This window comes from Nocardia sp. No.11 (assembly GCF_038752175.1).
GTDB lineage: Bacteria > Actinomycetota > Actinomycetes > Mycobacteriales > Mycobacteriaceae > Nocardia > Nocardia canadensis.
In genome coordinates this window covers 1-23610 of record NZ_JBCGFB010000053.1, presented here as the reverse complement: position 1 = coordinate 23610, position 23610 = coordinate 1, and the positions used below count along the sequence as shown (strand labels likewise).

General features: G+C 70.5%; 8 protein-coding genes and 1 tRNA gene. 6 read left to right on the top strand and 3 right to left on the bottom strand.

All coding sequences use genetic code 11. The features are described from left to right. Positions 1-43 precede the first annotated feature (43 nt). A complete protein-coding gene (locus tag V8688_RS17590) occupies positions 44-1069 on the top strand; it encodes a PDZ domain-containing protein (protein WP_218721965.1) in 1026 nt (341 codons plus the stop codon). Here the strand turns inward: V8688_RS17590 and V8688_RS17585 are convergent, their stop codons facing one another. Next, entirely contained in the window at positions 1070-1648 is a 579-nt protein-coding gene (locus tag V8688_RS17585) for a PPA1309 family protein (RefSeq protein ID WP_218721964.1), read from the bottom strand. It lies immediately after the preceding gene. A 156-nt stretch (positions 1649-1804) separates the two neighbouring features. Here V8688_RS17585 and V8688_RS17580 point away from each other — a divergent pair, with 156 nt between their 5' ends. Continuing rightward, on the top strand, positions 1805-4789 hold the full coding sequence (locus tag V8688_RS17580) for a UPF0182 family protein (RefSeq protein ID WP_342801266.1): 2985 nt from the start codon (positions 1805-1807) through the stop codon (positions 4787-4789). Positions 4790-4858: 69 nt separating this feature from the next. Here the strand turns inward: V8688_RS17580 and V8688_RS17575 are convergent, their stop codons facing one another. Further along, positions 4859-5404, bottom strand: a complete 546-nt coding sequence (locus tag V8688_RS17575; RefSeq protein WP_342801265.1) for a transglycosylase family protein — start codon at positions 5402-5404, stop codon at positions 4859-4861. Positions 5405-5859: 455 nt separating this feature from the next. Between V8688_RS17575 and V8688_RS17570 the strand changes: the two genes are divergently transcribed. Further along, a tRNA-Met gene (locus tag V8688_RS17570) sits at positions 5860-5933 on the top strand. Positions 5934-6058: 125 nt separating this feature from the next. Here the strand turns inward: V8688_RS17570 and V8688_RS17565 are convergent. Then, positions 6059-6769: a TetR/AcrR family transcriptional regulator gene (locus V8688_RS17565; protein WP_218721961.1), complete on the bottom strand. Its 711-nt coding sequence runs from the start codon at positions 6767-6769 to the stop codon at positions 6059-6061. 117 nt (positions 6770-6886) lie between these two features. Here V8688_RS17565 and V8688_RS17560 point away from each other — a divergent pair, with 117 nt between their 5' ends. The 3 genes from V8688_RS17560 to V8688_RS17550 form a co-directional block, all read left to right on the top strand. Then, on the top strand, positions 6887-8329 hold the full coding sequence (locus tag V8688_RS17560) for a cytochrome P450 (RefSeq protein WP_342801264.1): 1443 nt from the start codon (positions 6887-6889) through the stop codon (positions 8327-8329). After that, the gene (locus tag V8688_RS17555) at positions 8326-8538 is read left to right on the top strand and encodes a ferredoxin (protein ID WP_342801263.1); all 213 of its coding nucleotides are present in this window, start codon (positions 8326-8328) and stop codon (positions 8536-8538) included. The genes V8688_RS17560 and V8688_RS17555 overlap by 4 nt, the downstream gene beginning before the upstream one ends. A 1089-nt stretch (positions 8539-9627) precedes the next feature. Next, a partial coding sequence (locus tag V8688_RS17550; protein WP_342801262.1) for an SDR family NAD(P)-dependent oxidoreductase occupies positions 9628-23610 on the top strand: 13983 nt, incomplete at its 3' end.

Genomic DNA, 23610 nt, shown 5'->3' with positions numbered 1-23610 from the left:
CCACTCCCGTCGGTCACGGCCGGTGATCACTACTGTGGTCCGAGTGAATCGTCGGATCCTCACCCTGATCGTGGCCCTGGTACCCGTGCTCGTCCTCGGTGTGGTCGGCAGCGTGGTCACCGTGCCGTTCGTCGCGCTCGGACCCGGGCCGACCTTCGACACCCTCGGCGAGGTCGAGGGCAAGCAGGTGGTCGACGTCACGGGCGCGCCGCTGGATCCGACGAGCGGGCACCTCAATATGACCACGGTGTCCGTCCGCGACGGACTCAACCTGTTCGAGGCGTTCGGCTTCTGGGTCAGCGGCGAGCACGGACTGGTCCCACGCGCGGAGGTGTACCCGCCCGGGGTGTCGCGCGAGGAGGTCGACAAGTCCAATCAGCAGGACTTCAAGGACTCCGAGAGCAACGCCGAGGTCGCCGCGCTGCACTACCTGAAGATGCCGACGGTCGTGCTGGTGCGCGGACTCGGGGACGAGGGCCCGGCCAAGGACGTGCTGCAGGTCGGCGACGAGCTGATCAGCATCGACGGCACGCCGATCACCGCGCCCAAGGACGTCGTCGACCTGGTCTCCACCAAGGGCCCCGGCACCACCATCACCGTCGTCTACCGCCGCGGTGACGCCCAGCAGACCACGCCGATCACCCTCGCGCCTCGTCCCGACGACTCGACGAAGGGCTACCTCGGCATCACGCCGGGGGAGGGCGGCCGCCCGCCGCTGCAGGTCGAGTTCAACCTCGCCGACATCGGCGGACCCTCGGCCGGGCTGATGTTCAGCCTGGCGCTGATCGACAAGCTCTCGCCCGGTGAGCTCAACGGCGGCCGGTTCGTCGCCGGGACCGGCACCATCGACCAGGAGGGCAAGGTCGGTCCGATCGGCGGCATCCAGTACAAGATGATCGCCGCCCGGGAGGCGGGTGCCGAGACGTTCCTGGTCCCGGCCGACAACTGCAACGAGGCCAGGCAGCGCGCCCCGGAGGGGCTGCGCCTGGTGAAGGTCGACACGCTCGACAGCGCGGTGACCTCGCTGGCCGACATCGACGCCGGCCGCGAGGCCGTCAGCTGCGGCTGATCACTCCAGCGTGTGGTGCAGGGCCTCGACCAGGCCCGGCGCCAGATTCGGGTAGGTGCGCAGGTCGAGGTCGCCGAAACCGTCGTCGTCCTCGGGGCGGATCTGCAGCAGGCACAGCGAGGTGCCCTGGCGCAGCACGCCGGCGATGAGCCGCGCGTCCCGGCGGCCGGGATGGGCGTGCGCCGCGGCGCGCCCGGCCGCGTCGGCGGCTTCGTCGTCGGCCAGCAGCGGAACGAGCGCCTCGTCGAGGTCGCTCTCGGCGTCGGGCGGGAGCACCACGATCTCCTGGACCAGCACGCAGCCCTCGACGGCGGGCGGCCAGGTGGTGGTCGCGAGGAATTCGTCGAGCGCCATCGACCCGCCGGTGATGTCGTCGGGAAAGGCTTCCTGCGCGATCGGGGTGAGTTCGCTGCCGTCGTCGAGCTGATCCTGGAGATCGGGTTCGGCCGCGGCGAGGTCGGCGGTCGGCACCAGGGCGAACATCTGCGGCGGGTTACCCCAGCCCTCGGCGTCGGCGAACTCGACGACCTCGCGCACACAACGGGCGAGGACGACTTCGGCGTGCTGGTCATCGGTCACCCGCCCATCCAATCATTTTCGGCCCAGGCGCTTGCACGGTGTCCGATTTCCGTAGAGTGGGCGCCAACGGTCCGGCAACGGACCATCCGCAACATCGGACTGCGGTGCTGCGCCGATCAGCGGCGCGGTCGCCGCCGGACCTTGGAGAGTGGCACCGTGGGCATGCGGCCCCCCACCGGTTTACCTTCGTTGTCCCGACGCAGCCGAGTGCTGCTGGTGACAGCAGTCGTCCTCGCGGCGTTACTGCTGCTCGGGCCCCGGCTCACCGACGCCTACACCAACTGGTTGTGGTTCGGCGAGGTCGGCTATCGCAGTGTGTATCTGGGTGTGCTGCGCACGCGGTTGCTCCTGTTCGTCGTGGTCGCGTTGTTCGTCGGCCTGGTGGTCTGGGCCGCGCTGCTGCTGGCCTACCGGTCGCGGCCGGTCTTCGTGCCCGTCGCCGGGCCCAACGATCCGATCGCGCGCTACCGCACCACCGTGATGGGCAGGCTGCGGCTGTTCGGCATCGGCATCCCGGTGCTGTTGGGTCTGCTGTCGGGACTGGTGGCGCAGTCGAACTGGGCGACCGTGCAGCTGTTCCTGCACGGTGGTGAGTTCGGCCAGCAGGACCCGCAGTTCCATCTCGACATCGGCTTCTACACCTTCGATCTGCCGTTCTACCGGATGGTGCTGAACTGGCTGTTCGTCGCCGTGGTGATCGCCTTCTTCGCGAACCTGGTGACCCACTACGTCTTCGGCGGCCTGCGCCTGGCCGGTCGCGAGGGCACGCTGACCCGGGCCGCGCGCGTGCAGCTGGCCGTGATCGCCGGTATCTTCGTGCTGCTCAAGGCGGTCGCGTACTGGTTCGACCGCTACGACCTGTTGTCGAGCACCCGCAAGGAGCCGACCTTCGGCGGTCCGTCGTTCACCGACATCAACGCGGTGCTGCCGGCCAAGCTGATCCTGCTCTCGATCGCGGTGATCTGCGCGATCGCGTTCTTCGCCGGCATCGTGCTGCGCGATCTGCGGGTGCCCGCGATGGCGGCCGCCCTGCTGGTGCTCTCGTCGATCCTGGTCGGCGCGGTGTGGCCGATGGTGGTCGAGCAGTTCTCGGTGCGCCCGAACGCCGCCGACAAGGAGAGCCCGTACATCGAGCGCAACATCATGGCGACGCGCCAGGCGTACGGCATCACCGACGACAGGGTCGAATACCAGGACTATCAGGGCGAGAGCAAGAAGAGCCCGCTCGAGGTTCCCGCGGACGCGGCCACCATCGGCAACGCCCGCCTGCTCGACCCGAACATCCTCTCGCCCACGTTCACCCAGCTCCAGCAGCGGAAGAACTTCTACGGCTTCCCCGAGTCGCTCGACATCGACCGATACACCCTCAACGGCGACACCCAGGACTACATCGTCGCCGCGCGTGAGCTGCATCCGGCCGCGCTCTCGGGCAACCAGAAGGACTGGATCAACCAGCACACCGTCTACACCCACGGCAACGGTTTCGTCGCCGCGCCGGCCAACCGGGTGAACAAGCCGCAGTCCGACGCGCCGAGCGTGGTGGGCGGCAGCGATTCCGGCTATCCGCTGTTCATGGTGAGCGATCTGTTCACCAAGATGGACGATCAGCAGATCAAGGTCGAGCAGCCGCGGATCTACTACGGCGAGCTGATCGCCCAGACCGATCCCGACTACGCGATCGTCGGCACCGCCGAGGGCCAGGCCCCTCGCGAATACGACTCCGACCAGGCCTCCTACACCTATGAGGGCAGCGGCGGCGTGCCGATCGGCAACTGGTTCAACCGGCTGGCCTTCGCCGCCAAATACGCCGAGCGCAACATCCTGTTCTCCTCGGCGATCAGTGACGATTCCAAGATCCTGTTCAACCGTGGTCCGCGTGACCGGGTGCAGAAGGTCGCCCCGTGGCTGACCACCGACGGCAACGCCTACCCGGCGGTCGTCGACAAGCGCATCGTCTGGATCGTCGACGCCTACACCACGCTGGACAAGTACCCCTACGCCCAGTCGACTTCGCTCGACGGCGCGGTCGAGGACAGCATCGACAAGAAGACCGGGCGCGTCATCCCGCGCAAGGAGGTCAGCTACATCCGCAACTCGGTGAAGGCCACCGTCGACGCCTACGACGGCACCGTCACCCTGTACGAGACCGACTCCACCGACCCGGTCCTCAAGGCTTGGCGCGGAGTGTTCCCGAACGCGGTGAAGCCGCAGAGCGAGATCTCGCCGGAGCTGCGGGCGCACTTCCGTTACCCGGAGGATCTGTTCAAGGTCCAGCGCGACATGCTCACCAAGTACCACGTGGACAACCCGCGTGAGTTCTTCACCAACAACGCGTTCTGGTCGGTCCCCAGCGATCCCACGATCGAGGGCGGCACCTTCAACCAGCCGCCGTACTACGTGTTGCTCGGCGATCCGAAGACGAACAAGCCGGTGTTCAACCTGACCTCGGCGATGGTCGGCTACAACCGTCAGTTCCTCTCCGCCTACATCTCGGTGCGCTCCGACCCCGACGGGTACGGCAAGTTCACCGTGCTGCAGTTGCCGGTCGAGACCCAGACCCAGGGTCCGCAGCAGACCCAGAACTCGATGACCACCGCCGACGCGGTGTCTCGTGAGAAGACCCTGCTGTCGAACTCCAACAAGATCCGCTACGGCAATCTGCTCACGCTGCCGGTGGCCGACGGCGGCATCCTCTACGTGGAGCCGTTCTACAACGAACGCAACACCGGATCCTCGACGTTCCCGCAGCTGCTGCGCGTGCTGGTGAGCTACCGCGACGCGGCGGGCAGCGTGAAGGTCGGCTACGCGGCGACGCTGGCCGAGGCGCTCAACCAGGTCATGCCGGGCGCCGGTTCGCTGGCGACGCCGTTCGGCGGCGATCCGGCCGTGAAGCCGAAACCGGGCGTCACGCCGCCGGTGGACCAGGGCACCACCACTCCGCCGAACGGCGGCACGACCCCGCCGCCCGGGACGACGACCCCGCCGGGGTCGACCGCCCAGGAGGCCGCGGCCGCCGAGCTCAGCCGCAAGATCGAGGCGGTGCGCACGGCGATGCGCACGGGCAACTTCACCGATTTCGGTAAGGCGCTCGAGGAACTGGACGCCGCGGTGAAGGCGTACCAGGATGCCGTCGGCCGGTAGTCGTCGGTAGCGAGAGCGAGAAAGGCCCGCCGGATGGCGGGGCCTTTCTCGTGCAGGGGGAACGGTGGATCAGCCGCCGATCGAGGCGATCAGCGGGGCGCCGGCGTTGAGCAGGTCCTGGTACTGACCGGCGACGCCGTACTGGTCGGCCAGGGCCTGACCCGCGGCCTTGGCCTGGTCGACGGCATTCTGGACCTCGGTCTTGGTCTGCGCGGGCAGCTCGACCGGGAGCTCCGCGGCGGGCTCCTCGACGGCGGGCTCGGGCTCGGAGGTGCCTGCCTGCAGGTAGCGGCCGCAGTGCGGCCACGCGCCGACACCCTGGCTGGCGAGCACGTTCTCCGCGACGCGGATCTGCTCTTCCTTGCTGGCGTTGTGCGCCGAGCCCTGACCGCCGTTGGCGGCCCAGGTGCTCTGCGAGAACTGCAGGCCACCGTAGTAGCCGTTACCGGTGTTGATACCCCAGTTGCCACCGCTCTCGCACTGCGCGACACCGTCCCAGTTGTGGGTCGCGGCGGAGGCGGTGCCGGTGGCCAGGCTGAACGGAACGGCAACCAGGGCGCCGGTGATGGCGGCGACGCCAAGGGCACGGGTGCGGAATTTCCGGGTCTCAGTCATGGGGGAGACGCTAACCAAGAAATCCATGACGATCACATCTTGATAACGAGACAATTGTATGAATGAAATAGCCGTCTTACCAATGTTTACGCTGCATAGCGTGGGGGAATACCTAGATCCCGGTCGGTCTGTTATTGGTCCGTTATGTGCGTGAGATCACGCCGAAATAGTGACCCCGGTCACGCGAATCCGGCTCTCCGCACGCGCCGCTCGTCGAGTCGAGCGAGAATATGACGCCGGTCACAATGTGCGGTTCCGCGCGGCCCGGCAGCTCGTCGAAGATCGCGTGCAGCGCCGGGAAAACCTGCCCTGACCTCACGATTTGGCATCCGCGCTAACCCGTGTGTAATGTTGTATTCACCGACGCGGGGNATCGCGTGCAGCGCCGGGAAAACCTGCCCTGACCTCACGATTTGGCATCCGCGCTAACCCGTGTGTAATGTTGTATTCACCGACGCGGGGTGGAGCAGCTCGGTAGCTCGCTGGGCTCATAACCCAGAGGTCGCAGGTTCAAATCCTGTCCCCGCTACAAGCGCCTCAGGCCGGAAGATCGAAAGATCTTCCGGCCTGAGGCATTTTCGTCGACTGACTGCGTGGATGCGGCACGCGATCTCCGCGCCTCGCGGTCCTGGCTAGGGGCCGGTAGTCCGGTCCTCAGTCGTCGGATGCGGTAGTGGGCAATCGAACCAGGGTGGAGTCGGTACCGGCGTCGCGCGGGTCTGCCCGATGTGACGGCGGGTCGGGCTCGAGGTAGTGGCCGGCGAGGATCTCGCCGAAGCGGGTTGTCTGGGCGACTATCCCGGCGGGGTCGATGGCGATGGTGCCCGCACGCCACGCGGTCGTCAACTCCACGAAACCGCCGACGGCCATCAGCACGGTGCGGTGGAACTCGTCGTAGTTCACGCCGTTTCGTAGCGACGGCCGCATGCCCGTCGCGAGCATATCGGTGACGAGGAATATCAGGTCGCGGCGACGGCGCTCGAGTACTTCGCTGCCCGCGTGGTCGCCGAACAGGACCTGGGTGCGGCGTTGGTCGGTAGCGAAGCTGGTGACCACGGCTTCGACTGCGCGACGCAGCACTTCGAGCGGTGGTGAACTCCCGCGATCACTGATCGCCGTGGCCAGGGTGGCCGTCGTTTCGTCGCGCACCTGGTCCCATGCCGCGGCAAGCAACGTGTCTCGATCGGCGAAGCTCTCCCGGAAGTATCGATCGTTCAGCCCTGCCCTGGCGCATACGCTGCGCAGGCTCACCGCCGCCCAGCCGCTGTCGGCCCAGATGTCGATGGCGGCGTCGATCAGCTGCTGGCGGCGCGCGGCACGGCGCGCCTGGGCAGTGCGCCCGCCCCAGGTCTGGGAGGTGGTCATGGCTCCATCTTGACAAAGGCGGGCGGCAAGAGAGCTAATTGGTGACGGAGTGTCACCAATTTGGTGGCTGTCACCGGGCCTCCGTCGAACCTTCGCAGCGTCGCGAAAGGACACCACATGCACCACGACATTCGCCGCAGGATTCAACAGCGTGCCGCCGACTTGGCCGACCTGTATCCGTCGAGAACCATGCCGCTCGCCGAGCCACCGGCTGGGAGCGGTCTGCTTCCGGTGCCGGGCAACGCGGGGTTACCTCTGATCGGCCAGTCGTTGCGGGTCTACACCGACCCGCTCGCATGGGCGCGCAGCACCTTCGACAAGTACGGCGAGGTCTCCTGGACGCAGGTGTTCGGCCACCGCGCCGTCTGCGCGCTGGGCCCGGCCGCGCTGGAGACCGTCTGGGCCGACCGGGACAAGGCCTTCTCCAGCGAGAAGGGCTGGGAATTCTGGATCGGGCCGTTCTTTCGACGTGGCATCATGCTGCTCGACTTCGATGAGCACATGTATCACCGGCGCATCATGCAGCAGGCGTTCACGCGGCCTCGACTGATCAGCTACCTCGACCTGATGGGGCCGGGCATCGATCGGGACCTCGCATCGTGGCGGCCCGGCAACGGCTTTCGGTTGTACGACGCCGTCAAGCAGATGATGCTGAACCTGGCGACCGAGGTTTTCGTCGGCGAGGAAATGGGTTCGCGCGCCGAACAGTTGGAGCGCGCGTTCGAGCACACAGTGGTCGGCGGCCAGGCGTTGATCCGGGCGCAGGTGCCGGGCGGTACGTGGTCGCGGGGGTTACGTGGCCGCCGGGTCCTCGAGGAGTACTTCCGTGCCCGACTGCCCGCCAAACGCGCCGGGGCGGGGAACGATCTGTTCAGCGTGTTGTGTCGCGCGAGGAGCGAGGACGGGGAGGTGTTCTCCGACGCCGACGTCGTCAACCACATGATCTTCGTCCTGATGGCCGCGCACGACACCACCGCCGTCACGGCCTCCATGCTCACCTATCTGCTCGGCGCCGATCCACACTGGCAGGAGCGGCTGCGCGCGGAATCGCTCGCGCTGGGGAAAGCCTCGCTCGACTACGACGACCTCGATCGCCTGCCGTCGCTGGATCTCGCGTTCAAGGAAACACTGCGCATGTACGCCCCGGCGGGAATGCTGATTCGCCAGGCGATCGAGGACACCGAGATCCTCGGTCACTACATCCCGGCGGGTACCGACATCCTCCTCGGCGCGTATCCGTCGATGCGGCTGGCGCGGTGGTGGCCGCGACCGGACGAGTTCGACCCGGAACGGTTCGCCGCGGATCGGCGCGAGGACAAGGTGCACCGCTATGCCTGGTCCCCCTTCGGCGGCGGGGCGCACAAGTGTATCGGTCTGTACTTCGGCGGGATGACCGTGAAATCCATCATGCACCGAATGCTGCTTCGATACGAGTGGAGTGTTCCCGTCGGCTATCAGCCACCGTTGACCTGGGGCACCGGGCCCACTCCCGACGACGGCCTGCCGATCGACCTCCGGCCACGGCACGCCCGCGCGACCGAATCGTCCTCGGCCGTATGACGCCCAGGATCAGCGTCGACCGGAACCGATGCGAGGGCCACGCGCTCTGTGTCGCGTTGGCGCCCGACGTCTACGAGGCCGACGACGAAGGCAAGGCGACCGTGCTGGGTCCGGTCAGCGAGGACCAACTCGACACCATCCGACTCGCGGTCGACACCTGCCCGGTCGCGGCCCTTCGCTTGGAGGCGCCGCGACCGCCCGCGTACTGACGACCCCCTACGGCGGCCGCTCTCGCCCGGCGCCGCCTCCCATCGGTCGGCCTTACCGTGACTACCGGCATGGCTGCGCGGCCCACGGTGTACGCGTCGAAAAGTGCGCACCGGCAATCGAGCCCGGCCGGGGTCCCCGATTCGGACGGCCGGAGCCCGGTCGTGACCGGCACGTCGAGCCGGCGTCGGGGAACCAGGGCGGCCGAGTGGTTGGGACGGGCGAGGTACTGGGCCGGGAGCCGGTCGACGGCACCGGCGGGTGTGAACAGCATCGTCAGCAAACCGATCCCGGCCGTTCGAGTGGCGGCCGGGAACCCTTGTCGGGCAGGGTGCGTGCCGCACAGTCGAGCCTGCGGGCGGGACGTCGGAAGACCCCCGTCCGTCGGTCACGGCGGGACCGTTCCCGGCGACGTTCGCCGTGGCCGGTGGCGCTGCCACCAGTCCCCGAGTTCCTCGGGTCCGAATCCCGAGGTGCGCAGGGCAATCCGGTAATGATGGGCCGGTGAGGCCCGGCGGAGCGCGAGCGCGGGCGGCCGGGCCGTCGCGCGATCGGCGCGGAACGGTCGAGCGGTACCAGTGCCGGGCAACATTCCAGCCACCGAACACTGCGAAGCGGCTCGGATCGTGGGAAGCTTTGTGAGTAATCAGCGCGATGAACGGGAAGAAACCGGACGGTTGACAAGCTCGAGATACCCCAAATACTGTGCAGTTCAATGAGTCCTGTTCTGCCGTTCGAACCTTTCGAGAGGGATCAGCGCGCCGGTTCGCCCGGCCGAGACGCCCTCAGACCCGCGCCTCGGGCCGCCGGAATGGCGACGTAGCGCGTCAGCTTTCCGGCCGAACGGCCGACTCCAGCCGGGCCCGCACCCACAGCGCGACCACGGCAATCCGCGGACGATCTCCGCGCCCCTTCTGCTCGACCGCATCGAGATTCGTTGTGTCGACGCACGAATCGTCTGAGTCGTCGAACTCATTAGTTAGTACTACGAATCGATGGTGACATGACCCGCTCCGCGATCTGGTAGCCCCCACACATACTCGGCAGGGGGCTCGGGGGAATTAGCGTGTTTCGCGGAAGGATGTTCAGAGGTGACCGGTTCGACGTTCGACGTCGCGATTGTCGGTATGTCCTGCAGATTGCCGGGCGCCGCTGATCTCGAGGGGTTCTGGCAGCTGCTCAGTCAGGGGCGGGCCGCGATCGGGACCGCGCCCGCCGGGCGGGACGCGATCACCGAGCGGGCCGGATTCCTCGATACCGTAGGTGATTTCGATGCCGACTTCTTCGGTGTCTCGCCCAACGAGGCACGTGCGGTCGATCCCCAGCAGCTGCTGGCGCTGGAGCTGAGCTGGGAGGCGCTCGAGGACGCCGGGCTGGCGGCGCCGGGGCATCGGTCGCGGCCCTATGGCGTGTTCCTCGGCAGCACCGGCAGCGATTTCGCCGAGGTCATGGCCCTGCGCGGCGGTCCCGGCGTCAGCAGACACGCGCTGTGGGGGACCGGGCGCGGCATCATGGCCAACCGGATCTCGAACCACTTCGGTTTCGGCGGACCGAGTCTCGTGGTCGACAGCGCCCAGGCATCGTCGCTGGTCGCGGTCCACCTGGCCTGTGAGAGCCTGCGCAGCGGCGAGAGCGAGGTGGCGCTGGTCGGCGGCCTGAACCTGATCCTGTCACCGTCCAGCGGTGCGCGGATCGAGCAATTCGGCGCGCAGTCGACGCGGGGCGCCTGCTACACCTTCGACGCCAGGGCCGACGGGTTCGTGCGCGGCGAGGGCGGCGGCATGGTGGTGCTGAAACCGCTGGACCGGGCGATCGCCGACGGCGACCGCGTCCACGCCGTGATCCGCGGCAGCGCGGTGAACACCGGCAACGAACGCAGGGTACTGAGCGCCCCGAGCCGGGCGGGGCAGGCGGCGGCGATCAGCGCCGCATTGCGCGCGGCCGGGGTCGACGCGTCCTCGGTGCAGTACGTCGAATTGCACGGCACCGGAACACCGGCGGGCGATCCGGTGGAGGCCGCGGCCCTGGGTGACATCTACGGCGCGGACCGGGCACCGGACGCACCGCTGGCCGTGGGCTCGGTCAAGACCAACATCGGCCATCTGGAAGGCGCCGCCGGCATCGCGGGCCTGATCAAGACCGCCCTCTGCCTGAGTCGCGCAGACCTGGTACCCAGCCTGAACTTCGACTCACCCAATCCACGAATCCCCTTGAACGACTTGGGCTTGCGCGTAGTGACCGCCAACGAGGGCTGGTCGACCGACACCGTGCGTCGGGCCGGTGTGTCCTCGTTCGGCATGGGCGGTACGAACGCCCACGTGATCCTGGAGGAAGCCCCGGCGGTCATCCCTCACCACGGGACAGCTGTCGCCCCTTCTACCACTCACCGTGGGCAATTCGCCACCGCGCGCACTGCACGCGGTGGGGTCGACGTCGGGGTGGTGCCGTGGGTGTTGTCCGCGCGCACCGAAACCGGTGTGCGGGCCCAGGCGGAGCGGTTGCGGAAGTGGTTGGGCGGCCGTCCCGAGCTGGATGTGGTCGATGTCGCGCATTCGCTGGTGACCACCCGGGTCGCGATGGAGTGGCGCGGGTACGCGGTCGGCCGGGATCGTGCGGAGTTGCTGGCCTCGTTGGCGGCTGTGGCGGGGTCCGGGGCGACGATCGTCGAGGCGGCGCCGCGAAAGGTCGCGTTCGTTTTCCCCGGGCAGGGCAGCAGGTGGGCCGGTCTGGCGCTGGGGCTGTTGGCGTCGGACCCGGCGTTCGCCGAGTCGATCGCGGATTGTGAAGCGGCGCTGGCGCCGTACGTGGGCTGGTCGCTGCGCGCGGTGCTGCGCGGCGACGAGGGCGCGCCGTCGGCGGATCGCCCGAACGTGGCGCAGCCGGTGTTGTTCGCGGTCATGGTGTCGATGGCTCGGCGGTGGCAGGCGTCGGGCGTTGCGCCGGATCTGGTGCTCGGCGACGGGCTGGGCGAGATCGCCGCCGCGCACATCGCCGGTGGGCTGTCGCTGGACGACGCGGCGCGCGTGGTGGTCGTCCGGTCGCGGACCGAGGACGCCGCCCGACAGCGGCGAGACCTGGCGTCGATCCGACCACGCTCGGGGTCGGTCCCGTTCCGCTCCACGGCCTCGACCGATCCGGTCGATCCCGCGGACCTGGATGCCGAGTACTGGCTCCGATCGCAGCCTGCCCCTGGCCGGTCCGCCGAGGTGATATCCGCGCTGATCGCCGACGGCATCACCGGATTCGTCGAGATGAGCCCACACCCGACCCTCGCCCCCGATCTCGCCGACATGGCCTCCGACACCGTCGCGGTGCTCGGTTCGCGGCGGTTGGGTGAGGATGGTCCGGACTGGTTCGTCGCCCTGCTCGCCCAGGCCTACTGTGCAGGCCTGCCGGTCCGACCGGACGCACTCGTCACCGGCGGATCGCGAGTCGATCTGCCGCCGTACGCATTCCAGCGCCGGAACTTCTGGTCCGGAACCCCGAGGACCCTTCCCCCGGGCGTCTATTCCCCCACCGAGCGCGATGCCACAGGACTCAGGGCACCGGATCTCAGCGGAGCGGGTGACGGCACCGCAGGGGTCCCGGCAACGCAGCTCGACGACCCGGAGCGCGACGGCACCCGGTTCAGCGCCCCAGGGCGGGGGGCTCTGGGCCACGAAGATCCGGCATTCGGAGTGGCGGGCCACAACGGCGCGCAGCCGACGACCACGGCGAATGGTGCTGGGGATCAAGGTGATCAGGTCCGGGTAGATGCTCGGGACGACACCGAACTGGCGCGGACTCTCGCCGCCGCACCCGAATTCCAGCGCGACGCACTGGTTCTCGACATTGTGCGGCAGCAGGCCGCCGCGGTCCTCGGCCACGAGTCGCCGACGGCGATCCACCCCGACCTGCCGTTCACCGAGACCGGCTTCGACTCGATCAGCGGTGTGGAGCTGCGCAATCGGTTGACCACGGCCACCGGTGTGCCGCTGCCCGACACCCTCGTCTTCGACTATCCGACCGCGACAGCGGTGGCGGGGCTGCTGCGGGCCCGTGTCGCCGGGCGCGGGCAGGACCGGCACCGGGTCTCGCGGCGCACGACCACCGACGAACCGATCGCGATCGTCGGCATCGGCGCGCGTTTCCCCGGTGGGGTGGCCTCCGCGGAGGATCTGTGGGATCTGATGATCGCGGGACGCGACGCCATCGGTGAATTCCCCACCGATCGCGGGTGGGACCTCGACCGCCTCTACAACCCTGATCCTGGTACCCCGGGCACCGTGTACACCCGCCACGGCGGATTCCTCGACGGTGCGGGCGATTTCGATCCCGGCTTCTTCGGCATCAGCCCGCGTGAGGCCTTGGCGATGGACCCGCAGCAGCGCGTGCTGCTGGAAACCGCCTGGGAAGCGCTGGAGGACGCGGGCATCGACCCGACCTCACTGCGGGGCGGCGACACCGGCGTGTTCGTCGGCGCCTGCTCCTCGGGGTACGCGCGCCGGGTGACCGGTGACCTGGAGGGGTTCCGGCTCACCGGTACCTCGCACAGCGTCATCTCCGGCCGGATCGCGTACGTGTTCGGCCTGGAAGGGCCCGCGGTCACGGTGGATACGGCGTGTTCGTCCTCGCTGGTGGCGCTGCATCTGGCGTGCCAAGCGCTGCGTCAGGGGGACAGTTCGCTGGTCCTCGCCGGTGGCGTCACCGTCGCGGCCAGCCCGTACCTGCACGTCGACTTCGCCCGCCAGCGCGGCCTGGCTCCGGACGGCCGGTGCAAGCCCTTCTCGGCCGCCGCTGACGGCGTGGCCTGGTCCGAGGGCTCCGGCGTGCTGGTGCTGGAACGGCTCTCGGACGCGCAGCGATCCGGCCACCAGGTGCTGGCCGTTGTCCGCGGCAGTGCCGTGAACCAGGACGGCGCGAGCAACGGCCTGACCGCGCCGAACGGTCCCTCCCAGGAACGGGTGATCGCGCAGGCGCTGGCCAACGCGGGAATCACGGCGGCCGACGTGGATGTCGTCGAGGCGCACGGGACCGGAACCGCCCTCGGTGACCCGATCGAGGCGCAGGCCCTGATCGCCACCTACGGCCAGGGTCGCGCGGACCGCGAGCCGCTGCGCATCGGTTCGCTGAAGTCGAACATCGGCCATACCGTGGCCGCCGCGGGTGTGGCCGGGGTGATCAAGATGGTGCAGTCGATGCGGCACGAGCGGTTGCCGCACACCCTGCATCTCGATTCGCCGTCGCCGCATGTGGATTGGTCGGCGGGCGCGGTGCGTCTGCTGACCGAACCCGAAGCGTGGACCGCCGGGGAGCGGCTCCGGCGAGCGGGTGTCTCGTCGTTCGGGATCAGCGGCACCAACGCGCATGTCATTCTCGAGGAAGCGCCGGCCGCACCGGTCACCGAGGACGCGCCCGCGCGGACGGCGACGATCACGCCGCTGCTGGTGTCCGGGAAGGGTGAGCCGGGTTTGCGCGCGCAGGCCGCGCGACTGCACGCGTGGCTGTCGGACCACCCCGAGGTGGAGGTCGCCGACGCCGCCTATTCACTGGTCAGCACCCGCGCGCACCTGGATACGCGCGGTGTCGTGCTCGGTCGCGATCGCGATGAGATCCTCGCGCGGTTGGCCGACCTCGCCGCTGGGGGAACCGGAGCCGGTGTCGTCGACGGCAGCGCCGGTGCGGGACGCACGGCCTTCCTGTTCACCGGTCAGGGCGCACAGCGGATCGGCATGGGCGCCGATCTGTACGCGGCGTTCCCGGTGTTCGCGACCGCACTCGACGCGCTGTGCGAGCACTTCGATCCCGTGCTGGGCCAGTCGCTTCGCGAGGTGATGTTCCACGGCGACAGCGCGGTGCTGGACCGGACCGAATTCACCCAGCCCGCCTTGTTCGCCGTCGAGGTGGCGCTGTACCGGCTGCTCGAATCCTTCGGTGTGACACCGGATGCGGTGATCGGCCATTCGATCGGTGAGCTGGCCGCGGCCTATGTGGCGGGAGTGTGGTCGCTGCCGGACGCGTGTGCGCTGGTGGCGGCGCGGGGTCGGTTGATGGGCGCCCTGCCCACGGGCGGCGCGATGCTCGCCGTCGCGATCGACGAAGCGCGCGCGGTCGAGATCGTCGCCGCCGTCGGCGATCGCCTCGCGGTCGCGGCCGTGAACGGCCCGTCCTCGACGGTGCTGTCCGGCGATGCCGACGCGATCGAGGAGATCGAGCAGCGACTCGTGGCGGCCGGCGTCAAGACCAGCCGATTGCGCGTCAGCCATGCCTTCCACTCGGCGCGCATGGACCCTATGCTGAACGAATTCCGTTCTGTAGCAACAGCTATCGCCTACTCATCGCCCCGGGTGCCGATCGTGTCGAACCTGACCGGTGAGCTCGCCGGGAACGAGATCGTCGACCCGGAGTACTGGGTCCGCCAGGTGCGGGGCTGTGTGCGGTTCGCCCCGGGCGTGGACGCGCTCGCCGCGGGCGGCGTGCGCCGGTTCGTCGAGGTGGGTCCCGACGCGGTGCTGTCGGCGCTGACCCGGAACTGCCTGGCCGAGCACCCGGAGGTCGAACCGGAGTCGACGGTGGTCGCCACCGCGCGACGGTCGGCCGAGGAGGTGACGCAGTTCGTCACCGGTCTCGCGCAGACACATGTCGCCGGTGTTCGGGTCGACTGGACTGCGCTGTTCGCGGATCGCGCGGCGCGACGGATTCCGCTGCCCACCTACGCGTTCCAGCATCGCCGGTTCTGGTTGCCGCCGGTGCAGGACGCGCCGCATTCGACCTCGGGTCACCCGATCCTCACCGAGGTGGTGGGCCTGGCGGGTACCGACGAGTGGCTGGTCACCGGCCGTCTGTCGTTGCGCGCGCAGCCGTGGATCACCGATCACGCCTCCTACGGCGTGGTGGTCGTGCCCAGCGCGGCCCTGGCCGAGTTCCTGCTCGCGGCCGGTGATCGAATCGGTTGCGGTGTGCTGGAGGAGCTCACGCTCCAGGCGCCGATCCTGCCGTCCGGCACGGACGAGGTCGAATTGCAGGTACTGGTGCGGGCGCCCGACGCGTCGGGATCGCGCCAGTTCGAGTTCTCCTTCCGGACCTCGCCGGAGGGGGCATGGACGCGCAACGCGACCGGTGCGCTGTCGGCGCGAGCCGGCGATTCGGCCTTGCTCGCGCGCCTGCGCGGCGAGCAGTGGCCGCCGGTGGATGCCGAACCGATCGCCGCCGAGGAGATTCCGGCGCTGATGTCGAACGGCTCCGGCCTCGAGTACGGCCCGGCGTTCACCGGCGTGCGCGCCGCGTGGCGACGAGACGACGTGGTCTTCGCCGACCTCGCCCTCGTCACCGACACGGCGGGGGACTCGGGCCGCTACGGCCTGCATCCCACGCTGCTGGATATGACCCTGCACGCCGGACTCGCCCAGCTGGTGTGGCGTGACGCCGCCGCCGACGCGGCCACCGGCAAGCTGCTCTTCCGCTGGGGCGGGGTCCACTTCCACGCGCCGACGGCCGAGGTCACCTCGCTGCGGGTCATCGCCGTGGCGACCGGCCCGGAGACCGTATCCGTCGCCGCCGTCGATCCGGACGGCACGCCGATCGTGTCGGTCGAGGCGGTGGTGATGCGTCCCTACGACGTGAACGCCTTCCGGAGCGCACTGGCCGACGACGACGCACAGCTGTACGAGGTGCGCTGGGAGCCCGTCGTGGTCACCGGTGGGTCCACGCCGTCGATGGCGGCGCTCGCGGGCACGGTGGTGCGGGGGATCGACGTCTCCGTCACCGTGACCGATCTGGCTGCCGCTGAACAGCTTCCGGATGCGGTGGTGTGGCGGGCGCCCAGCGGTGAGACGCCGGCGGCGGTCCGCGACGGCGTCCTGACCACCCTCGCGACGCTGAAGTCCTGGCTCGCCCACGAGCGATCGCCTCGCCTCGTCGTGGTCACTACCGCGGGCGCCACCCTTCCCGGCGAAACGCCAGATCTGGGCGCGGCCGCCGTGTGGGGCCTCGTGCGCAGCGCGCAGTCGGAGCACCCGTGGCGCTTCGTCCTCGTCGACGAAGATCCCGCCGCGCCGCTGGACGCGGAGCGGATCGCGGCCGTCACCCGGTCGGGGGAGCCCCAGGTCGCGGTCCGCGGCACGGAGCTCCTGGTACCCAGGCTGACGCGCACGTCCGCGTCGGCGGACACCGGCGCCACGTCGTTCGGCGACGGCACGGTGCTGATCACCGGCGGCACCGGCGGACTGGGCGCCCTGTTCGCCCGCCACCTCGTCACCGCGCACGAGGTCCGCAGCCTGGTGCTGACCTCGCGCCGGGGTCCCGCGGCTCCCGGCGCCGCCGACCTGGTCGACGAGCTGCGGCGCGCGGGCGCCGACGTCCGCGTCGTGGCCTGCGATGTCGCCGACGCCGACGACATCCGGTCCCTGCTCGACACCATCGCCGCCGACGGGCGGCTGACCGCCGTCGTGCACGCCGCGGGCGTCCTCGACGACGGCGTCGTCGAGGCGATGACCGACGACCAGATCGACCGGGTCCTGGCGCCGAAGGTCGACGGCGCGTGGCACCTGCACGAGCAGACCCGCGAGCTGTCGGCGTTCCTCGTGTTCTCCTCGGTGTCCGGGCTGCTCGGCACGGCCGGACAGGGCAGCTACGCGGCGGCCAACGGTGTCCTGGACGCCTTGGCCGAACAGCGTCGCGCCGCCGGTCTGCCCGCGACCGCGCTGGCCTGGGGTCCGTGGAACCAGGCGGGCGGGATGACCGGCGCGCTGGATCGCGTCGCCGTCGCGCGCTGGGACCGGCTGGGCCTGGGACAGCTCGGTGACGACGAGGGACTGCGCCTGTTCGACGCCGCGCTCGCTCGCCCGGACGCCCGCCTCGTCCCGATCCGGTTCGACGCGACCGTCCTGCGTCGCGAGTCCGACCCCGACACCGTCCCCGCCGTCCTGCGCGGTTTCGTCCGCCGCCCGGCCGTGGCCCCCACGCCCACCCTCCACGCGGTGGGTTCGCTGGGCGCGCGCCTGGCGGGCGTGCCCGAGGCGCAGCGCCCCGCCGTGGTGCTGGCGGTGGTCCGCGACCAGGTGGCCGCGGTACTCGGCCACGATTCGGGTGAGGCGGTCGACGCGGGTAAACCGTTCCGCGAGCTGGGTTTCGACTCGCTCGGTGCGGTGGAGTTCCGCAACCGGCTGGGCAAGGCGACCGGCCTGACCTTGCCGTCGACCTTGGTCTTCGATCATCCGACCCCGGCGGCCGTGGCGAAGCTGGTGCAGTCGCGGGTCGAGCCGAAGGCGGCGAGCGACCCGGCTGCGCGGCCGGGTCGGCGGGCGCGGGCGGACGAACCGATCGCCATCGTCGGCATGGCGTGCCGGTACCCGGGTGGGGTCGCCTCCGCGGACGAGCTGTGGGAGCTGGTGTCCACGGGCACCGACGCCATCGGCGACTTCCCGGCGGATCGCGGCTGGGCGCTGGATCGGCTGATCGATCCCGACCCCGATCACGTGGGCACGACCTACTCCGGGAAGGGCGGCTTCCTGACCAGGGCGGCCGACTTCGACGCGGACTTCTTCGGGATCGCGCCCCGCGAGGCGATCGCGATGGACCCGCAGCAACGACTGCTGCTCGAGGTGTCGTGGGAAGCGCTCGAGCACGCGGGCATCGATCCGATGTCGTTGCGCGGCACCGATACCGGGGTGTACTCGGGCGTGATGTACCAGGACTACGAGACGCTGACCCGGCAGACCCCCGAGGTCGAGGGCTACGTCGTGACCGGGGCCGTGGGCAGTGTGGCGTCCGGGCGGGTGTCCTACGCGCTGGGGTTGGAGGGCCCCGCGATGACGGTGGACACCGCGTGCTCCTCGTCGCTGGTGGCCTTGCATGTGGCCTGCCGGGCCCTGCGCCAGGGGGAGAGTTCCCTCGCGCTGGTCGGCGGCGCGACCGTGATGGCGACGCCGATGGTGTTCCTGGAGTTCTCCCGGAATCGGGGGCTGGCCTCGGACGGTCGGTGCAAGTCCTTCTCGGCGGCGGCCGACGGCGTTTCGTGGTCGGAGGGCGCGGCCGTGCTGGTCGTGGAACGGCTTTCGGACGCGCGGCGGCTCGGCCACAACGTGCTCGCGGTCGTGCGGGGCACCGGCGTCAACCAGGACGGCGCGAGCAACGGCCTGACCGCGCCCAACGGACCGTCGCAGGAACGGGTGATCGCGGCGGCGCTGGCCGACGCGGGCCTGACGCCGGCGGATGTGGATGTGGTCGAAGCGCACGGCACCGGCACCACCCTGGGCGATCCGATCGAGGCGCAGGCCCTGATCGCGGCCTACGGGCAGGACCGCGACGAGCCGCTGCGCATCGGCTCGCTCAAGTCGAACATCGGACACTCGCAGGCCGCGTCCGGCGTGGGTGGCGTGATCAAGATTGTGCAGGCCATGCGCCACGACACCCTGCCCAAGACCCTGCACGTCGACGCGTTGTCGCCGCATGTGGACTGGTCGGCCGGGTCGGTGCGGGTGCTGGCGGAGGCCGAACGGTGGCCCGCCGGTGCGCGGCCGCGGCGGGCGGGGGTGTCCTCGTTCGGGATCAGCGGCACGAACGCGCACGTCATCCTCGAGGAACCGCCGGTGGTTCCGCTCGCCGCGCGAGCGTCGGCCGCCCCCTCCGGGATCGTCCCGCTGCTGGTGTCGGCGAAGTCCGAGCAGGCATTGCGGGCGCAGGCGGATCGGCTGCGGCAGTGGCTGATCGAGCGCCCGGACGCCGACCTGCGGGACGTGGCGTCGGCCCTGCTCGATACCAGGGCGCTGCTGGAGTGGCGCGGTGGCGCGCTGGGCGTCGACCGCCAGGAGCTCCTGGACGGGCTCGCCGACCTCGCGGCCGGGACGGGATCGTCCAGGTCGGTCGCAGGTGTTGTGGGACAGGGCAAGACGGCCTTCCTGTTCACCGGGCAGGGCGCGCAGCGCCCCGGCATGGGCGCCGAATTGTCCCGGGACTTCCCGGTGTTCGCGGCCGCGCTGGACGAGGTCTGCGCCGAGCTCGATCGCCACCTCGGCGGATCGTTGCGCGCGGTGATGTTCGACGCCCCCGAGGCGGGGCTGAGCCGCACCGAGTTCACCCAGCCCGCGTTGTTCGCCTTCGAGGTGGCGATGTTCCGGCTGCTCGAATCGTGCGGTGTGCTCCCGGATGTCGTCGCCGGTCATTCGATCGGCGAGCTGGCGGCCGCCTATGTCGCCGGTGTCTGGTCGCTCGCCGACGCGTGCGCGCTGGTGGCGGCCCGAGGCCGGCTCATGGGCGCGCTGCCCGAGGGCGGGGCGATGCTGGCGGCGGCGGTGTCCGAGAACGAGGCGATGGAACTGGTGGCCGGATACGGTGACCGGCTGGCGGTGGCCGCGGTGAACGGCCCGGAGGCGGTGGTGTTCTCGGGCGACGAGGACGCGGCCGACGAGCTCGCCCGCCTGTTCGCCGAACGTGGCGGCCGCACGCACCGGTTGCGGGTCAGTCATGCGTTCCATTCGGCCCGGATGGATCCGATGCTGGCCGAATTCCGCACGGTCGCCCAGGGTCTGACCTATCGCGCGCCGCTGCTGCCGATCGTGTCCAATGTGACCGGCGCCGCGGCGGGCGACACGGTACTCGACCCGGAGTACTGGGTGGCCCAGGTGCGCGGCTGCGTGCGCTTCGCGCCCGGGGTGGACGCGCTGGTCGAGTTCGGAGTGCGCCGGTTCGTGGAGGTGGGCCCGGACGCGGTGCTCACCGCGATGACCCGGTCGTGCCTGGCCGAACACCCCGAGCTGGAGGCGAAGTCGGCGGTGCTGGCATCGTCGCGGCGCTCGGTCGCGGAGACGGCCGGGTTCGTCACGGCGCTGGCCCAGGCGCACACCGTGGGGCTGCCGGTGGACTGGACGCCGGTGTTCGCCGGCCGGGCCGCACGACGAGTGACCCTGCCCACCTATGCCTTCCAGCATCAGCGGTACTGGGTGCGGCCGGTCGAGGCCTCGGATGTCCGGCAGTCGGGGCTCGACGACGCGGCCCACCCGCTGCTGAGCGCGATGGTGCGGCTGCCGGATTCCCCGGACGTGGTGTTCACCGGCAGGCTCTCGCAGGCCGGTCATCCCTGGCTGGCCGATCACGCCGTCGCCGGGGTGGCGCTGCTGCCCGGCGCCGCGCTGGTGGAGCTGGCTCTGCACGTGGGCACCGTGGTGGAGTGCCCGCTGCTCACCGAGCTGGTGATCGAGGCGCCGCTGCCCATCGCGGCCGAGTCCGCCGCCGAACTGCGTGTGGTGGCGGGCGGCCCGGACGACACGGGCGCCAGGACGGTGTCGATGTATTCGCGGGCGGCAGGCGAGGATTCGGACCGGTGGGTCCGGCACGCCGTCGCGACGATGACCGCCGCGCCGACCTCCGCCGCCGGATCCGACCTGGTGACCTGGCCGCCCCCGAACACCGCCCCGATCGCGATCGCGGACGCCTACGCGGGCCTGGCCGAGCGCGGCTACGAGTACGGTCCGGCCTTCCGCGGGCTCACCGCGCTGTGGGGCGGCGAGGGCGAGGTGTTCGCCGAGGTCGTCCTGCCGGAGTCGGTGCGCGCGGACGCCGCCGCCTTCGGCCTGCATCCGGCACTGCTCGACGCGGCGCTGCACGCGATCCTGCTCGGTGGCCTGGTTCCCGACCAGCCCACCGGCACCGTGGCCGTCCCGTTCACCTGGGAGAACGTCGTTCTGCGTGCCACGGGAGCGACCACGCTGCGCGTGCGCGCGACCTCGGCCGGGACCGGTCCGGGCGGTGCGCGGATCACGTTGACCTTCGCCGACCAGGCGGGTACGGCGGTCGCCGAGGTCGGCCTGCTGACCCTGCGGTCCCTGTCGACCGACGCGCTCGGCACGGTCACCCGCCGCGCGGACAGTGTGGGCTACGAGCTGGACTGGGTCGCCGCCCCCGAGCCCACCGTCGCCCTCGGCCTGGGCGACTGGACCACCTCCGACGACGCCGAGACCGTCACGATCGACGGTCGAACCGCCACGGTGGTGCGCCTCGACGGCGCGTCGACCGGCACCGATCTGCCCGCCACCGTGCGTGCTGCGATGACGGAGCTGTCCGTGCGGGTCCAGCGCCTGCTGGCCGACGACGGACGCATCGTCGTCGTGACCAGCCGGGCCGTCGCCGTGCACCCCGGCGAGCAGGTGGCCTTGGCCGTCGCGGCGGCCTGGGGGTTGCTGCGCACCGCGCAGAGCGAGAACCCGGACCGGATCCTGCTCGTCGATGTCGACTCCTGGGCCGACTACCGCGCCGCCGTGGCCCTGGCTGTGGCGACCGACGGCGAATCCCAGCTGGCCGTGCGGCGGGGCAGCGCGTACCTGCCCCGACTGCACCCCGGCGGGGGCGCGCTCGAGGTGCCGGACGCGGTGGAGTGGGCGCTGACCCCGCTCGACAAGGGCACGTTGTCCAGCGACAACTTCGCGCTGGTCGAGCGCCCGCGCACCGCTCTCGCCCCGGGACAGGTGCGGGTGAGCATGCGGGCGGCCGGGCTCAACTTCCGTGATGTGCTCATGGCCTTGGGTACCTATCCCGACCCGAACGGCCGCATCGGCGGCGAGGGCGCGGGCATCGTGCTCGAGGTCGCGCCCGACGTCACCGAATTCGCGCCGGGTGACCGGGTGTTCGGCTTCACCCCCGGCGTCGCCTCGGTCGCGGTGACCGATCACCGGCTGCTCGCGCGGATGCCGCGCGGCTGGTCGTTCACCCAGGCCGCGGCCGTGCCGATCGTGTACGCGACGGCCTACTACGGCCTCGTCGACCTGGCCGCCGCGCGACCCGGCGAGACCCTGCTGCTGCACGCGGCCACCGGTGGCGTCGGCATGGCGGCTGTCCAGCTCGCCCGGCACTGGGATTTGCGTCTGCTGGTCACCGCCAGCACACCGAAGTGGAATGTGCTGCGGGAGATGGGCTTCGACGACGATCAGATCGGTGACTCGCGGACCCTGGACTTCGAGCGGAAGTTCCATGCCGGCACCGGCGGTCGCGGTGTCGACATCGTGCTCGATTCGCTGGCAGGCGATTTCGTGGACGCGTCGTTGCGGCTGCTCCCGCGCGGTGGCCGGTTCGTCGAGATGGGCATGATCGACCGCCGCGATCCCGCCGCCGTGGCGGCCGCCCACCCGGGTGTGCGGTACGCGAGTTTCATGCTGATGGAGGCGGGCCCGGACCGGCTCCGGGAGATCCTGGCCGCGCTCGTCGACCTGTTCGAGCGCGGTGCGCTCACGCCGAGCGCGACCACGGCGTGGGACCTGCGCCGGGCGCCCGAGGCATTCCGGCACCTCAGCCAGGCCAGGGGGATCGGCAAGAACGTCCTCACCGTGCCGACACCGTTGCGGCCCGAGGGCACTGTGCTGATCACCGGCGGCACCGGCGGGCTCGGTGCCGTGGCCGCGCGCCACCTGGTCACCGCGCACGGCGCGCGGCGACTCGTCCTGGCGGGCAGGCGGGGTCCGGCGGCTCCCGGTGCGGCCGAACTCGTCGCCGAGCTCACCGAACTCGGCGCACAGGTCGACGTGGTCGCCTGTGACGCGGCCGACCGCGCCGCCCTGGACGCGGTGCTGGCGGCGATCCCGGCGGAGCATCCGCTGACCGCCGTCGTCCACTGCGCGGGCGTGCTGGCCGACGGCCTGCTCGCCACCATGACCGCCGACCGGATCGCCCGAGTGCTGCGGCCGAAGGTCGACGCCGCGTGGAACCTGCACGAGGCGACCGCGCACCTGGACCTGTCGGCGTTCGTGCTGTATTCGTCCGTCTCCGGTGTCATCGGCAATCCGGGGCAGGCCAACTACGCCGCAGCCAACGTCTTCCTCGACGCGCTGGCCCGGTACCGCCAGGTGCGCGGGCTGCCCGCGACCTCGGTGGCGTGGGGTCCGTGGCAGCAGAGCAGCGGCATGACCAGCGGCCTCGGCGAGGCCGACCTCGTCCGGTTGCGGCGCGAAGGTCTGCTCCCGCTGGGCACCGACGACGGCATGGCGCTGTTCGACGCGGCCCTGGCGGGCGGCAGGTCCGCGTTCGTCGCGGTCCGGATCGACCCGGGCGCGTTCGGTGCGGTCGATCCCGGCGAGGTCCGGCCGGTCATGCGCGCCCTGGCCCGGCCG